General features: G+C 63.4%; 12 protein-coding genes. 3 read left to right on the top strand and 9 right to left on the bottom strand.

Annotation, left to right across the window (positions count from 1 at the left end):
• Nucleotides 1-461: 461 nt before the first annotated feature.
• The 4 genes from rnr to B5G28_RS12665 all read right to left on the bottom strand — a co-directional run bounded on the left by rnr (nucleotide 462) and on the right by B5G28_RS12665 (nucleotide 5,094).
• Nucleotides 462-2,576, bottom strand: a complete 2,115-nt coding sequence (gene rnr, locus B5G28_RS12680; protein ID WP_087249367.1) for a ribonuclease R — start codon at nucleotides 2,574-2,576, stop codon at nucleotides 462-464.
• 124 nt (nucleotides 2,577-2,700) lie between these two features.
• Nucleotides 2,701-2,949 (bottom strand): preprotein translocase subunit SecG, encoded by a 249-nt coding sequence (gene secG / locus B5G28_RS12675; protein WP_087249365.1) that lies wholly within the window; start codon nucleotides 2,947-2,949, stop codon nucleotides 2,701-2,703.
• 132 nt (nucleotides 2,950-3,081) lie between these two features.
• Complete coding sequence (locus B5G28_RS12670) at nucleotides 3,082-4,677, bottom strand: penicillin-binding protein 2 (protein ID WP_242967617.1); 1,596 nt, start codon at nucleotides 4,675-4,677, stop codon at nucleotides 3,082-3,084.
• Between the two features lie 60 nt (nucleotides 4,678-4,737).
• Nucleotides 4,738-5,094: a hypothetical protein gene (locus B5G28_RS12665; protein WP_087249361.1), complete on the bottom strand. Its 357-nt coding sequence runs from the start codon at nucleotides 5,092-5,094 to the stop codon at nucleotides 4,738-4,740.
• 144 nt (nucleotides 5,095-5,238) lie between these two features.
• On the opposite strand from B5G28_RS12665, the gene B5G28_RS12660 reads away from it, so the two are divergent.
• Entirely contained in the window at nucleotides 5,239-5,427 is a 189-nt protein-coding gene (locus tag B5G28_RS12660; protein WP_087249359.1) for a CopG family transcriptional regulator, read from the top strand.
• A 164-nt stretch (nucleotides 5,428-5,591) separates the two neighbouring features.
• Nucleotides 5,592-5,777, top strand: a complete 186-nt coding sequence (locus B5G28_RS12655) for a ribbon-helix-helix protein, CopG family (protein WP_087249357.1) — start codon at nucleotides 5,592-5,594, stop codon at nucleotides 5,775-5,777.
• 942 nt (nucleotides 5,778-6,719) lie between these two features.
• Here the strand turns inward: B5G28_RS12655 and groL are convergent.
• The 3 genes from groL to B5G28_RS12640 form a co-directional block, all read right to left on the bottom strand.
• Entirely contained in the window at nucleotides 6,720-8,354 is a 1,635-nt protein-coding gene (gene groL / locus B5G28_RS12650) for a chaperonin GroEL (protein ID WP_087249355.1), read from the bottom strand.
• Between the two features lie 72 nt (nucleotides 8,355-8,426).
• Nucleotides 8,427-8,714 carry a co-chaperone GroES gene (locus tag B5G28_RS12645; RefSeq protein ID WP_087249353.1) on the bottom strand — a complete coding sequence of 96 codons (288 nt, stop codon included), beginning with the start codon at nucleotides 8,712-8,714 and terminating at the stop codon, nucleotides 8,427-8,429.
• 222 nt (nucleotides 8,715-8,936) lie between these two features.
• Complete coding sequence (locus B5G28_RS12640; protein ID WP_087249351.1) at nucleotides 8,937-9,911, bottom strand: diacylglycerol kinase family protein; 975 nt, start codon at nucleotides 9,909-9,911, stop codon at nucleotides 8,937-8,939.
• Between the two features lie 338 nt (nucleotides 9,912-10,249).
• On the opposite strand from B5G28_RS12640, the gene abc-f reads away from it, so the two are divergent.
• Entirely contained in the window at nucleotides 10,250-11,710 is a 1,461-nt protein-coding gene (abc-f, locus tag B5G28_RS12635) for a ribosomal protection-like ABC-F family protein (protein ID WP_087249349.1), read from the top strand.
• 4 nt (nucleotides 11,711-11,714) lie between these two features.
• Here abc-f and B5G28_RS12630 read toward each other — a convergent pair whose 3' ends face one another.
• Nucleotides 11,715-14,015, bottom strand: a complete 2,301-nt coding sequence (locus B5G28_RS12630) for an ATP-dependent Clp protease ATP-binding subunit (protein ID WP_087249347.1) — start codon at nucleotides 14,013-14,015, stop codon at nucleotides 11,715-11,717.
• Between the two features lie 195 nt (nucleotides 14,016-14,210).
• Nucleotides 14,211-14,420 (bottom strand): helix-turn-helix transcriptional regulator, encoded by a 210-nt coding sequence (locus B5G28_RS12625; RefSeq protein ID WP_087249369.1) that lies wholly within the window; start codon nucleotides 14,418-14,420, stop codon nucleotides 14,211-14,213.
• Nucleotides 14,421-14,848 lie beyond the last annotated feature (428 nt).

The following is a 14,848-nucleotide window of genomic DNA, read 5'->3' as shown; positions in this document are numbered from 1 at the left end:
GTGTACGGTACCGGCAAAGTTTGCGGTTTCAAAGTGTGCGCCCTACAGCACCAAAAGACGCACCGAATCACCAGCCCGCTGAGGCGGGCATGTGGCACCAATCGGAGCGGCGGGCAAAAGCCGTTAAGAAAAACACCCGTGCCGCCGTTTGAGGCCCTGAAAGTTTCCACGGGCAGGCATGACAGTGTTTTTTAGGCTTTTGAACGCCGCGACTTCCCTATCTGGGTCCAGGGTTCAGACCCTGGTCGTTAGGGAGGGTAGGGAGTCCAGAGGGGGTAGGGAGGGGGAGTCGAAACCCCCTCCCTCCCCCTCTGGGCCCAGCGCAGCGGACAAAAAGGAAAAGAAACAGAGTGTTAAAGGGCAGGGCGGCAAAGTGTAAGGGACACAAAAAAGCCCGCACCGGGCAGCAGGGCCTTGGTACGGGCAAAATGGCTTTTCAGTTTTAAGGATTGGATGGGCCGTTACATATTCGGGGCGGCGGCTTCGAAGTCGATCTTGCCCAGGTTGACGTCGGCCCGGACAATGGTAATCATCAGGCGGTCGCCCAGGGCCCACTGCTTGCCCGACACAGGATCGGACAGGCGGACGCCCTCGGTCAGCAGGGCGCCGGTGGCGGTCAGGCTGCCCACCGGCACAAAGCCCTCCACGCCGTTGTCCAGCTCCACAAAGACGCCCTTCTGGGTGACGCCCGAAATGGTGCCCTCCCGGTGCTCGCCGATGTGGGCGCGGGCATATTCGGCTTTGTAGCAGTCCTCGGCGCGGCGCTCGATCTGCATGGCCACCACTTCCTGGGCGCTGGACTGCTTGCTCACCTTCTCGGCAAAGTCACTGTAGCTCACCGTCAGGGTCTCCTTGTCCATGCCGCCCAGCATGGCGGTGAGGATGCGGTGGATGGCCAGGTCCGGATACCGCCGGATGGGGCTGGTGAAGTGGGCGTAATCCTTCAGCACCAGGCCGTAATGCCCCTTGGGCTCGGCCTGATATTCCGCCTTGGACATGCAGCGCAGCAGGCCGGTGTGGATGATCTTCTCATAGGGCGTGCCCTTGACCCCTTCCAGGATGGCGGACAGCTCTTTGGGTTCGGGGACTTCCTTGGCGAAGTGGTCGTTGATGCCGCAGGCCTGCAGCAGGGTGTGCAGGCGCTCCAGCTTTTCGCTGTTGGGCTCCTCGTGGACGCGGTAGACAAAGGGCACCTGCTTGGTGCGGGCAAAGTGGGCCGCGCACTGGTTGGCCAGCAGCATGAACTCCTCGATCATGGCCTCGCTCTCGCCCTGAACCCGCTTCTTGACGTCGATGCAGCGGCCGTTCTCGTCCAGAATCAGCTTGACCTCGCCGCTCTCGATGTCCATGCATCCCCGCTCCCGGCGCAGGCCGGCCCGCAGGGTGTACAGGGCCTTCATGGCGGGCAGCTGGGCGGCCACCTCGGCGTACTTATACTGGGTCTCGCGGTCGGCGGTGCCGGCCAGCAGGGCGTTGATCTCGCTGTACACGCCCTTGACCCGGCTGCGGATCACCGACTTGACGAACTTATAATCCACCAGCTTGCCGGCCTTGTCCAGGTGCATCAGGCAGGAGAAGGCCAGCCGCAGCTCGCCCTCGTTCAGGCTGCAGATGCCGTTGGACAGCTGCTTGGGCAGCATGGGCACCACCTGGTCGGCGTAGTAGACGCTGGTGGCCCGGCTGAATGCCTCATTGTCCAGGGCGGTGCCCGGCTTGACGTAGTTGGACACGTCCGCGATATGCACGCCCAGCTCGAAGCCGTCGGGGGTCTGGTTCAGGCTGATGGCGTCGTCGATGTCCTTGGTCTCGGCGCTGTCGATGGTGAAAATCGGCAGGGCACGCAGGTCCATCCGGCCGGCGGCCTCCGCCTCGGACACCGTGGCGCCCTCCAGCTTCTTGGCCTCGTCCCGCACTTCCTCGGGGAACCGGACATGGACGTCCCGGGCGTACAGCAGGGCCTTGGCGCAGCGCTTGGCCTCATCGCTGGAACCAAACCGCATCACCACCGCCACACGGTGGTCCTCCTGCCGCATGCCGCGGCTGCGGATCTCCACAGCCACCTTGTCGCCGTCCTTGGCGCCGCCTTCGCTGTCCCGCAGAATCTGCATCGAGATGGCCGGGCAGTCATCCGGCACGAACACCAGCCGGCCGCTGATCCGCCGGGTGGTGCCCACCAGGCTGTTCTTCTCCTCCAGCACCGCCAGGATCTCGCCCTCGTCGCTGCCCTCCACACGGGGATGGGCCAGCTTCTCCACCAGGACCCGGTCACCCGGCATGGCGCCCTTCATCAGGCGGCCCGGAATGAAAATATCCCCCGAGCCGTCCTCCAGCATCACAAAGCCGAAGGTCTTGCCCAGCTTGACCACGTTGCACAGCAGGGCCTTGTCCTTCCGGCCGGAACGGACGGTGAAGAACACGCCCTCCCGCTGGCAGACCACGGCTTCCCGCACCAGCTCGTCCAGGGCGTCCATCACCTTGCGGTCCGCGGCGCGGTCGCCGCCGAATTTCGCCTTCAGATCCCGCACCGTGCAGGGCTGCATCTGAATGGCGCGCTCAATTTTATCTCTCATTGCCATAGATTTTGTTACTCTCCTTCACATCCTTCTGCGCCCGCCTGCTTCTTCGGGCGGACGCGCTGCCTGCCCGGCAAACACGCCGGACACAAAAACAGCCCCGCTCTGCCGCGGGGCCTCTACTGTCTCAGCCGAGTCTGCTGGACAGAACGCAGGCGGCGATTGCCACCACGAAGAAAATCACGCCGGCCACCCGGGTGATCTTGGCCAGCATCTGGTCCGCCGGGCTCAGGCGGGTGCTGTTGGCGCTCTGCATATTGCCGCCGATGGCGCCGGCCAGGCCCTGGCCATGGGTGTGCTGCAGCAGGGTCAGCACGATGATGACAACTGCAACGACCAGCAGGATCACGCCGCCGGCAATTTCGTAAACCGTCATGTGTATAACGCTCCTTACTACGTGTTGGGGCGGGCGGTGGCCCGGGCCCGAAAAATTACATGGAAATACTTCTATAGAATAGCACAACCCGCGCCCAAAAGCAAGACGCCCGGCACAGGTTTTGACGGGTTTTCACTGTTCCAGCAGCCACAGGGTCTCGCAGACCTGGCCGAAGATGGCGGCGCTGGAGCAGGCGGGATCGGTCTGGCCGTCCTGCAGCACCACCACCGTATACGCGGGCTGATCCGCCGGGCAGAACCCCGCAAACCACAGATTCATCTTTTCCTGGCCGTCGGGGGTGAACTGGCCGGTCTGGGCGGTGCCGGTCTTGCCGGCGGAGGTGCCATGGACCGGCGCGCCCTCGTGGCCGGTGCCCTCGGTGACCACGCCGGCCAGCAGTTCCCGCAGTTTTTGGGCGGTGTCCGCCGAAAACACCTGCCGGGCCGCCGGCGGGGGCACGCTCTCCTTCACCTGGCCGGTGGACTCATCCAGGGTGGCAAGGACAAAGGACGGGGTGCGGTAGACCCCATCCGCCGCAATGGCGTTCATCATGGCGGCCACCTGCAGCGGGGTGGCCAGCAGCTGGCCCTGGCCGAAACTGAAATTGGCCAGCTGGCCGGGGGTGTCCAGGGTATCCCGCCCGGGCAGCTCCCCCGCCGCGCCCCGCAGGCTTCCCGTCACGCTCACCGACTGGCCAAAGCCCAGCCGGGCGGCGGCTTCCAGCACTGCATCCGCCCCCAGGGCCTGGCCCAGCCGGATAAAATAGCCGTTGCAGCTTTTTTCCAGGGCGGCGGCCAGGTCCACGGTGCCGTGGGCGGTGCCCGACGCGCACCGGAACACCTGCCCATCCACCACCGTATAGCCGGGGCATTCCACCACCAGGTCATCCTCCCCCGCCTCGATGGCGGCGGCCGCCAGCACCGGCTTGAACACCGAACCCACCGCATAGGCGGCCAGAGTCCGGTCCAAAAAGGGGCTGTCCGGCGCGTCCAGGCTGGCCGACACGTCCTCGGGGTCATAGCCCGGCAGGCTGACGCTGGCCCGCACCTGGGCGGTGGCGGCGTCCAGCACCAAAATACACCCGCTGGTCATGGTCTCGGCGGCCACCGCCTCCACCGCCCGCTGCACCGGCCGGGAGATGGTCAGCTGCACCCCTGCCCCATCCCCGGCGGCCTGGGTGTACACCGGCTCGGCGCCCTCCACCAGCCGCCCCTGTCCGGTGACCGAACAGGTGACGGTGTCCCGGGCCTGGCTGCCCGCCAGCAGGTCATTGAGGGCGGCTTCCAGTCCCGCCACCCCCTTCCCGTCCCCGTCCAGGTAGCCGATCAGGTGCTGGCACAAAGGAACGCTGCAATAGCGCCGGGGCACCGTATAGGTATACAGCCCCAGGTCGGACACGTCCCGGCTTACCTGCAGCAAAAAGGGCGCCGCGGCGTTCCGCCGCTGGTACAGTTCGCCCTGGCTCTCGGTGCCCGCTGCGTCGTACAGCCGCACATAACTGCTCTCGCCCGGCAGGCAGAGGGCGTACCAGGTTTGTTCCAGGCCGGTGAGGGGCAGGCCGTCACAGTCATAAAACCCGCCCCGTTTGGCCGGCAGGCTGAGGGTGACGCTGCTCTGGCCCTCGGCCCGGGCCGCATAGCTGGTATTGCTGGCTGTCAGGTACAGCCGGCACACCACCACCGCAAACCCCACCAACAGCGCCCCATACAGGGCGGCAATCCGCCGCATGGACACATTCCGCGCCCCCTTTCGGGGTCAGTATGGGCCGGCCGGGGGCGGGTTATGCCTTTACGCGCCCTTTTTGGGGAACTGCTCGGGGTGGCGGGCATAATAATCCCCATAGCGATACATTTTCAGCCCAATATATTCACACATGGCCAGGGCATTGGTGAAAAACACCTCCACGTCCTCGTCCTCTTCCTCCCCGGGGTGGAGCCGCTGGGACAACCGGTCATAGGCGGCCATCATCTCGCCGTACAGCTGGTCCACCGGCGCGCCCTTGGCGTACAGGTCCTCGATGCGTTCCGCCTCCGGCGGCAGGCTGCGGCGGTCATAGTCGCCGCACAAAATCGCGTAGACATAGGCGGCACGGCGCATCACTTCTTCGCTGGCGGCGTCCTGATACATCCCGTTTTCCTGGTACATACGATCTCCTCTCCGGCCGTTTGGCCTCTGCATGGCAGTGTGAATCCCTGGTTCATTCTCTTTTGTACTTAAAAAGTGAACGATTTTTTAAATATAGATTTACGATACACAAGCGAGTACAATGGTGTCAGGAGGTCCGCTTGTATGTCGAAATTTGTGCCCAAAAACAACGAAAAAGAAAACGTTTCCATCCGTCTGCCCGCCGACACCCTGGATTTCATCAACCACAAGGCCGCCGAAATCGGCATCTCCCGCAACCAGTTTTTGAACCAGTGCATTGCCTACGCTCTCGCCAACATGGCAGACGACCGCCCCGAATCCCCCAAACCCTGACCCCGCCCTGCCTGCGTGCAGGGCGATTTTGCTTGTTTTCTCCATGATGCACCTCTTTTCCAGCAGTTACAGCCTTTTATTGATATCTAAAATACATATCATTATCTAATATATAGTTTTATCATATCAAAAAGGGTACTATTTAGCAAGGAGGACAGCGCATCATGAGAAAATTTATCCCCAAAAAGTCGGAGAAAGAGGTCATCTCGCTGCGCATTCCGGCCAAGCTGCTGGAGGAAGTGGACACCAAAGCCGCACGTTTTGATTTATCACGCAACGAGCTGATCATCCAATGCATTGAGTACGCCCTCAGCAACATGGCGGAGGACGTTCCCGACCAGGCACAATAAAACCGCCCTGCAATCTGGCAGAGCGGTTTTTTGTATAGGTAAAGGGCGGGCCTCCCCTCTAAGTAACAAAATCCAAAGCAGGCCGGTTCACCTTTATACTATCTATTTCTTTTAACTTTTATTCGCTCCGCTGGGGCCAGAGGGCCAGGGAGGGGGTTTCGACTCCCCCTCCCTAGGCCCTCTGGACTCCCTACCCTCCCTAACGACCAGGGTCTGAACCCTGGACCCAAAAGAAGTGGTCGCGGCGTTCAAAAGCCTAAAAAACACTGTCATGCCTGGCCCGTAGAAACTTTCAAGGCCTCAAACGGCGGCACGGGTGTTTTTCTTAACGGCTTTTGCCCGCCGCTCCGATTGAGACCACATGCCCGCCTCAGCGGGCTGGTGGTTCGGTGTGCCTTTTGGTGCTGTAGGGCGCAGACTTTGAAATTGCAAGGTGATACCCTTCTTTGATCTAAACCCACCCAACCACCCAATAGCGGAACCCCCAGCCCTGCGGGCCTGTCCTCTTGCGCTTAGCCAATTTTCCCAGCGGGCGGCGGTGCGCCCTTGTGAAAATTGGAGCGCTGCGCCAGCCTCGCCTCCCTGTTTCGTTCACTGAACGCGGTCGGCTCGGCTGCCCCCGACAGGGGCTCTAAATTTCTGGCTGCTCCTTATCACCTATCAGTGCCGCGGACTTATTATCAATAGTGGCTTCCCCAGGTCTCCAATCACATAAAAACAACCCCCGCCCAGAGATGGACGAGGGTTGCTGCATTTTTATAGGTTTTTCAGCGCGTACCGGATGAGAGAATCAGGTCAAAATGGGCTTTGCATCGTACCGCGCCACAGGCGCAAACGTAACGAGCGAGCCGGGGCGTAACGGCCCCGCGGAGCTTTTGGAGACCCGCAAACTTCATGGTACACATTGAAAGCTTTTTGGTTACTTTTTCTCGAAAAAGTAACTTAATACATCCCGCCCATGTCACCGCCGGCGGGAGCAGCGGGAGCCGGGGGTTCCGGCAGATCGGCCACCAGGCTCTCGGTGGTCAGAACCATCTCAGCCACCGATGCGGCGTTCTCCAGAGCCGAACGGGTCACCTTGGTGGGATCGACGATGCCTGCGGCAATCATGTCCTCCACAAAGACCTCGTTCTGAGCGTCGAAGCCATAGTTGGGCTTGCCGGCAGAGACAATCTTGTCGATGATGACGCTGCCCTCCAGGCCGGCGTTCAGGGCGATCTGGCGCAGAGGTGCCTCCAGAGCCTTCAGGATGATGCGGCCGCCGGTCTTCTCGTCACCCTCCAGGGTGTCGCACAGAGCCTTGACGGCAGGGATGGCGTTGATGGGAGCGGTGCCGCCGCCGGCGACCACGCCTTCCTCCACAGCTGCCTTGGTGGCGTTCAGGGCGTCCTCAATGCGCAGCTTCTTGTCCTTCATCTCCACCTCGGTGGCAGCGCCAACCTTGATGACAGCCACGCCGCCGGCCAGCTTGGCCAGGCGCTCCTGCAGCTTCTCGCGGTCGAAATCGCTGGTCGCGGTCTCGATCTGGCTGCGGATCTGGCTGACGCGGGCCTGGATGGCGTCCTTGTCGCCGTAGCCGCCCACGATGGTGGTGTTCTCCTTGCTGACCTTGACCTGACGTGCACGGCCCAGCATCTGCAGGGTGGCATCCTTCAGCTCATAGCCCAGGTCGGCGGAAATCACGGTGCCGCCGGTCAGGGTGGCGATATCCTGCAGCATCTCCTTGCGGCGATCGCCGAAGCCGGGGGCCTTGACGGCCACCACGGTGAAGGTGCCGCGCAGGCGGTTGACGATCAGGGTGGACAGAGCCTCGCCCTCGATGTCCTCGGCAATGATCAGCAGCTTCATGCCGTTCTGGACGATCTGCTCCAGCAGGGGCAGCAGGTCCTGAATGACGCTGATCTTGCGGTCGGTGATCAGGACGACGGCGTCGTCCAGCACGGCCTCCATCTTGTCGGTGTCGGTGACCATATAGGGGCTCAGGTAGCCGCGGTCAAACTGCATGCCCTCGACGATCTCGCTGTAGGTCTCGGCGGTGGCCTTGTTCTCCTCGATGGTGATGACGCCATCGGCGGTGACCTTCTCCATGGCCTCGGCAATCAGCTTGCCGATCTCGGGGTCGCCGGCAGAAATGGTGCCGACGCGGGCGATGTCATTGGCGCCGTTCACCTTCTGGCTGTGGGCCTTGATGGCCTCCACAGCGGCGGCCACGGCCTTGCTCATGCCGCGGCGGATATCCATGGGATTGGCGCCGGCGGCCACGTTCTTCATGCCCTCATTCACCATGGCCTGGGCCAGGACGGTGGCGGTGGTGGTGCCGTCGCCGGCGGCGTCGTTGGTCTTGGTGGCGACTTCCTTCACCAGCTGGGCGCCCATGTTCTCAAAGGCGTCCTTCAGCTCGATCTCCTTGGCGATGGTCACGCCGTCGTTGGTGATGACCGGGGCGCCGTACTTTTTATCCAGCACCACGTTGCGGCCCTTGGGGCCCAGGGTGATCTTGACGGTATTGGCCAGGGTATCAATGCCGGCACACAGTGCCTTGCGGGCGTCCTCGCCCTGCTTAATCTGCTTTGCCATAAGGTATCTCTCCTTTTCAATCAAAAGCGGCTGCGCCGCGAAATGGTCTTATTTTGCAGTGAAAGGGATGACTTACTCCTCCACAATGGCCAGAATGTCGCTCTGGCGCACGATGGTGCACTCCTCGCCGTCCACCTTGACCTCGGTGCCCGAGTACTTGCTGGTGAGGACCTTGTCGCCCACCTTCACGGTCATGACGACTTCCTTGCCGTCCACGGTGCCGCCGGGGCCCACCGCGATCACCTGGGCCACCTGGGGCTTCTCCTTGGCGCTGCCGGTCAGGATGATGCCGCTCTTGGTGGTCTCCTCGGCCTCCACGGTCTTGATGACAACACGGTCTGCAAGAGGAATAATCTTCATAAGTCTTGCCCTCCTATTTAAAAACTCATTGATAACATCTTTGGGGGGAAGGGTTCGGGGAACCGCTTCCCGCTTAGCACTCTGTTTCCCTGAGTGCTAAGAGTATTGTACTCATCTTGAGGGGAAAAATCAAGGGCTTTTGCCCATTTTTTTGTTAAGTTTTTATGACAAAATGCCAAAACGGCCCTGCGCCGTTCCAAATCAGCGCAGAGCCGTCTGTTTTTACCGTGCCGCGGCGGTGCGGGCGGCGGTGAACCGCTCATAGGGGCCCCGGGGCAGCACAATCCGGCCCGCCCCCGGCCGCACCGAAATCTCCAGCTTGTCCACCGGCGCGCACTCCCCGTCCGCCGTTGCGATGACGGGGCCCCGGCCGTCGGCCAGGGTGATGGTGAGCCGCTGCACGCGCCGGAAAATCAGGTAGGGCGCCAGGTCGGGGGCCACCTCCTGGCCGGCAAAGTGCAGGCCCTTTTTGTACCGGCTGAGCAGGCTGAGGATTTTCAGCCGGCTCACCTTCCGCACCGCCACCAGTTCCAGCCATCCGTCGTCGGGGCAGGCGTTGGGCGCAGCCCGGAAGCCGCCGCCGTAATCCTTGGTATTGCATACGGCGCACAGCAGCACGTCGTCCTCCAAAGTCTGGCCGTCGGCCTCAAACCGCATCCGCCGGCCCAGCGGCCCGCAAATCTGCTTGACCGCCGACAGCAGATAGGCCGCCTCGCCGTGAAACAGGGGATTTCTGCGGTAATCGGCGGCCCCCAGGGCCACCTGGGCGTCCAGGCCGGCGGCACACACCGCCGCCGACAGCCCCAGGCTGGTGTCCATCAGGTCGATGGGTACCTCCCCGCCCGCCAGCTGGGCGTCCAGGTCCAGAAACTCCTCCTTCACCCCGAAGGTGCGGAGAAAGTCATTGCCGCTGCCCGCCGGGATGCAGCCCACCGCCGCATTGGGGTAGGGGCTGGCCCCGGTGAGGGCCTCATTAAAGGTGCCGTCCCCGCCGGCGGCAAAAATCCGGACCGGCTCCCCGAACCGGGCAGCCTGGGCCGCCAGGAGCCGGGCGTGGCCCTTGTATTCGGTGCGGCGGATCTCCCAGCCGGACGCCGGAACCCCCGCCCGGTCCAGCGCCGCCCGGGCCGCACGGTCCAGCAGGGCGGTGCGGTCCTGACGTCCCGCCGCTGGGTTGAGCAAAAACAAATAGCGCATCGATGCCTCCCATGGCCTCCCGCCGGGCGGGAGGGTGATGGCACCAGTATACCGTTTTGGGCGGGGTTTGTAAATCCGGTTTTTGCCCTTGACAAAGCCGCCCTGCCGTGCTATCCTATCCCCGAAAACAACGGAAAGGGGTGGAAGGATGCGTCACTTTGCCTGCTGAGGATTGAAACCGCGCGGCTGGGCCGGATTGGGCCATGCCGCGCCTGCCTGCAGGAAAAGTGTACCCATCCCTCCCCCCTTTGTGCTTTGCATAGGGGCAGTGTCTGCCATGTCCGGCCGCGGGAGGTGTTTCCTGCGGCCTTTTTGCTTGCTCAAAGGAGGTCTGCCCCATGGCACAAATTTCCATCGAACATCTGTCCTTCTCCTATCCGTCCAGCTTTGACCCCATTTTCACCGACGTCAGCCTCACCCTGGACACCAGCTGGAAGCTGGGTTTCGTGGGCCGCAACGGACGGGGCAAAACCACCTTTCTCCGGCTGCTGACGGGCCAGTACGAATACAGCGGCCGCATCGTCTCCCCGGTGGGGTTCGACTATTTCCCCTTCCCGGTCCCGGCGCCGGAACGGCCCGCCGCCGAGGTCCTGGCCCCGCTGTGTCCCGACGCCGCCGGCTGGCAGCTGGAACGGGAACTGTCCCTGCTGGGGGTGCATCCCGGGGCGCTGGACCAGTCTTTCTCCACCCTCTCCAACGGGGAACAGACCAAGGCCCTGCTGGCCGCCCTGTTTCTGCGGGAGGGGCGGTTTCTGCTCATCGACGAGCCCACCAACCATCTGGACGCCGCCGCCCGGGCCAAAGTGTCGGCTTATCTGGGGCGGAAACAGGGCTTCATCCTGGTATCCCACGACCGGCGGTTTCTGGACGGGTGCGTGGACCACATTCTGGCCCTGAACCGGGCCGGCATCCAGCTGCAGAGCGGGAATTATTCCGCCTGGCAGGCCGGCTTTGACCAGCAGCAGGCCCGGGAACTGGCCCAAAACGAAAAACTGAAAAAGGACATCCGCCGTCTGGAAGCCTCGGCCCGGCGCACCGCCCTGTGGGCCGGCCGGGTGGAGGCCAGCAAGATCGGGGCGGCAGACAAAGGGTATGTGGGCCACAAGGCCGCCAAGATGATGAAGCGGGCCAAAACGGTGGAGGCCCGCCAGCACAAGGCCATGGAGGAAAAGGCGGCCCTGCTGAAAAATCAGGAGACCGCCGAGCCCCTCCGCCTGGCCCCGCTGGTCCACTTTGCCCCCACCCTGGCGGCCTTTTCCGACGTGACGGTCTGTTACGACGGGCGGAGGGTCTGCGGGCCGGTGAGCTTTGAGGTGACCCAGGGCAGCCGTGTGGCCCTGTGCGGCGGCAACGGCAGCGGCAAAACCAGCCTGCTGCGGCTGCTGGCGGGGGAAAACGTCCCCCACACCGGCACGGTCGCCACCGCCCCGGGACTGGTGATTTCACAGGTGCCCCAGAACGCCGCCGGTCTGGCCGGCAATCTGCGGGACTACGCCCGGGCCGAGGGCCTGGACGAAAGCCTGTTCAAAGCCATTCTGCGGAAGATGGATTTTTCCCGGGTCCAGTTTGAAAAGGACATGGCTGGCTTTTCCAGCGGGCAGAAGAAAAAGGTGCTGCTGGCCCGGAGTCTGTGCCAGCGGGCCCATCTGTACCTCTGGGACGAGCCGATGAACTTCATCGACTTGTACACCCGCCTGCAGCTGGAGCGGCTGCTGGGAGAAACCAGTCTCACCCTCCTGTTTGTGGAGCACGACGCCGCATTCCGGGAGGCCATCGCCACCCGGACAGTGAACCTGTAACCTTTTATACAGTGGCGGTGTCGTCGGCAATGAGCATCACGCTGCCGTCGGCGGAACAGTCGGCGGTATAGTGGGCGCCGGGCCGGGCCGAGCCGGAAGCGATCCGGTCGGCCAGGGCCTGTTCCACCGCACGGTCCACCTGGCGTCGGAGTTCCCGGGCCCCGTAGGGACTGGCCGCTTTGGACGCCAGGGCCTGGCACACCCCCGCGGTATGGGTCAGGGTATAGCCGCTGCGGGCGGCCCGCTGTTCCAGCTGGCCCAGCAGGCGGTCGGCAATGCGGCACAGGCTCTCGGCGCCCAGGGGCCGGAACACAATCATTTCGTCCAGGCGTCCCACCAGCTCGGGCCGGAAAAAGCCCTTGGCCTCGGCGATGGCGGCGGCCGACTGCTTTTCAAAGGCGGCCTCCTGGCCGGCGGCAAAGCCCAGGGGCGCAGACTGCCCCGCCAGGAACCGGGCCCCCAGGTTGGAGGTCAGCAAGATAATGGTATTGGTGAAATCCGCCTTGCGGCCCATGGAGTCGGTGAGGCAGCCGTCCTCCAGAATCTGCAAGAGAATATTCTGAATGTCCGGGTGGGCCTTTTCGATCTCGTCGAACAGCACCACGCTGTAGGGCCGGCGGCGCACCGCCTCGGTGAGCTGGCCGCCCTCGTCGTGGCCCAGGTAGCCCGGAGGCGCACCCAGCAGCCGGGCCACCGTGTGGGATTCCTGGTACTCGGACATATCGAATTTCAGAAGGGCCTTTTCGCTGCCGAACCAGCTGCGGGCCAGGGCTTTCGACAGGGCGGTCTTGCCCACACCCGTGGGCCCCAAAAACAGCAGCGCCCCGATGGGCCGGCCCGGCTCCCCCAGTCCGGTGCGGCTGCGCCGGATGGCGGCCGCCACCGCCGCCACCGCCTTGTCCTGGCCCACCACTTCCTGCCCCAGACGGAATTCCAGCAGGGCCAGACGTTCCCGTTCGACCTCCCCTACCCGCTCGGCGGGGACGCCGCTGGACCGGGCCACCACCTGGGCCATGTCCTCCCGGGTGAGGGCGGGGGCGGTACGGCCCTCCCGCTCGGCCCGGATGCGGGCCGCCGCGCAGGCCTCGTCCATCAGGTCGATGGCCTTGTCGGGCAGGCTGCGGCCGGGCAGGTACCGCACCGACAGTTCCACCGCGTCGTCCAGGGCATCCGGCGAAATCAACACCCCATGATACCGCTCATACCGCGGCGCCAGCCCCGCCAGGATATCCCGGGCCTGGGCCGGGGTAGGTTCCTCGATCTGGACCCGCCCAAACCGGCGTTCCAGGGCGGGGTCCTTCTGGATATGGGTGCGGAACTCCTGATTGGTGGTGGCGCCGATCATTTGCAGTTCCCCGCGGGCCAGCACCGGTTTCAGAATATTGGCGGCGTCGATGGCGCCTTCGGCCGCGCCCGCCCCCACGATGGTATGGAACTCGTCCACAAACAGGATCACCCCGCCGTCCCGCACCAGTTCTTCCAACAGGCCCTTGAGCCGTTCCTCAAAGTCGCCCCGGTATTTGGTGCCCGCCACCAGACTGGCCATATCCAGGGCCAGCAGACGCCGGCCCTGGAGGGCCCGGGGCACGTCCCCCGCCGCGATCCGCTGGGCCAGGCCCTCGGCCAGGGCGGTTTTGCCCACTCCCGGCTCCCCCACCAGGCAGGGGTTATTCTTCTGGCGGCGGCAGAGAATCTCGATCATCCGGTCCAGCTCCTTGTCCCGGCAGAACACCGGGTCCAGGTCGCCTTCGGCGGCCCGGCGGGTCAGGTCCCGGCAATATTTATCGCTGGCCCGGCTGCCTCTGGGCACGCTGGCCGACGCCCGGGGCTGAATGGGCAGGGTCAGCTGACCCGACAGCTGGCGGCATTCCCGCACCGCCTCGCTGAGCTGCACGCCCATGGACGCCAGCATCACCCCCGCCGTACAGCCTCCATCCTCCAGGATGGCGCAGAGCAGATGCTCCGGCTCGGCCTTGGGCTGGCGGGCGTTCTGGGCGTCGATGAGGGCGTAATCCATGGCCCGGCGCAGTTCCGGGGCCACGTCCTGACGCCGCAGACGCCGCGGCGCGCCCTGACGTCCATCCGCCACCTGGCGGCGGACCTCCTGTTCCCGAATATTCTTGCCGGCCAGAAACCGGCTGGCCGGGCCCCGGTCCTGCTGCAATATCGCCAGCAGCAAGTGCCCCGTATCCGCCCGGCTGCACCCGAAATTCCCCGCCAGCTGGACGGTGCTCTCCAGCACCTGTTCCGCCTGGCGCGAAAAACCTTTGCCCCATCCTGCACTGAAATGTTCCAAGAATCCCATGGCCTGCTCCCATCCCGGCGTTGTTCGCCGCTTCGTCAACAACTCCAGTATAGACCGGTCGGGCGGAAAAAAATCAGCTGTTTTTGGCGCAGAGGCCCAAACCGGGCAAACATGGGCTTTTCCGGGCAGCAAAACCGGGTTGACCGCTCCCGGGCCCGGGTTCACTGCACCCACCTGGGGCGGCATCGGCTTTTTTCACGTCAGGTCGTCTTTCAGGCCCAAAAGATAATCCGCGCTCACTCCATAGTACCGGCACAGGGTCACCAGGTGCCGGATGGGCAATTCATTGGCGCCCCGCTCATAGCGGGCATACATGGTCTGGGAAGTGCCCAGCACCTGGGCAATCTCCCGCTGGGTTTTATCGCGGTCCTCCCGCAGGTCCCGCATCCGCTTGATATACTCCATCTCCATCCTCCGTTTCCCTTGGATGGACAAAGTATAGGTTAATAAACATCTTTACTATTGACTTTAGTAAATATTTATACTAAAATTCAAACCAGCCCAGATTCATCCGTCATCACAAGGGAGGGGTCCGACATGGGGATTCTATCTGCGCTGCTCCAGTCCGTCCGCATTTACTGGGTCTTTTATCTTTACAGCATGGACTGGCTCCTAACCGAGGTGCTGTAAAGGGAAACCCCCGGGTACACACTGTATCCGGGGGTTTGGTATGCCATTGCTGGGCCGCTTCACCTTTATACCATCTATTTCTTTTAACTTTTGTTCGATGCGCTGGGGCCAGAGGCTGCGGAACCTGCGAACAAAGCAGCTTTGCAGGCCGATTCCCCCAAGGGGGGATGTCGCGCAGCGACAGGGGGGACTTCCTCTATGGG

It is taken from the genome of Faecalibacterium sp. An77 (assembly GCF_002161315.1).
Taxonomy (GTDB): Bacteria; Bacillota; Clostridia; order Oscillospirales; family Ruminococcaceae; genus Faecalibacterium.
The sequence above is the reverse complement of the archived record's forward strand: the minus strand, read 5'-3'. Positions and strand labels throughout refer to the sequence as shown.

What these genes read in the sequence shown, in the direction of transcription:
- abc-f (WP_087249349.1), top strand. Translation starts at nt 10,250, where the DNA reads ATGGCACAAATTTCCATCGAACATCTGTCCTTCTCCTATCCGTCCAGC.
- B5G28_RS12670 (WP_242967617.1), bottom strand. Translation starts at nt 4,677, where the DNA reads ATGCGGCGGATTGCCGCCCTGTATGGGGCGCTGTTGGTGGGGTTTGCG.
- B5G28_RS12660 (WP_087249359.1), top strand. Translation starts at nt 5,239, where the DNA reads ATGTCGAAATTTGTGCCCAAAAACAACGAAAAAGAAAACGTTTCCATC.
- B5G28_RS12625 (WP_087249369.1), bottom strand. Translation starts at nt 14,420, where the DNA reads ATGGAGTATATCAAGCGGATGCGGGACCTGCGGGAGGACCGCGATAAA.
- B5G28_RS12665 (WP_087249361.1), bottom strand. Translation starts at nt 5,094, where the DNA reads ATGTACCAGGAAAACGGGATGTATCAGGACGCCGCCAGCGAAGAAGTG.
- groL (WP_087249355.1), bottom strand. Translation starts at nt 8,354, where the DNA reads ATGGCAAAGCAGATTAAGCAGGGCGAGGACGCCCGCAAGGCACTGTGT.
- B5G28_RS12655 (WP_087249357.1), top strand. Translation starts at nt 5,592, where the DNA reads ATGAGAAAATTTATCCCCAAAAAGTCGGAGAAAGAGGTCATCTCGCTG.
- B5G28_RS12630 (WP_087249347.1), bottom strand. Translation starts at nt 14,015, where the DNA reads ATGGGATTCTTGGAACATTTCAGTGCAGGATGGGGCAAAGGTTTTTCG.
- secG (WP_087249365.1), bottom strand. Translation starts at nt 2,949, where the DNA reads ATGACGGTTTACGAAATTGCCGGCGGCGTGATCCTGCTGGTCGTTGCA.
- rnr (WP_087249367.1), bottom strand. Translation starts at nt 2,576, where the DNA reads ATGGCAATGAGAGATAAAATTGAGCGCGCCATTCAGATGCAGCCCTGC.
- B5G28_RS12645 (WP_087249353.1), bottom strand. Translation starts at nt 8,714, where the DNA reads ATGAAGATTATTCCTCTTGCAGACCGTGTTGTCATCAAGACCGTGGAG.
- B5G28_RS12640 (WP_087249351.1), bottom strand. Translation starts at nt 9,911, where the DNA reads ATGCGCTATTTGTTTTTGCTCAACCCAGCGGCGGGACGTCAGGACCGC.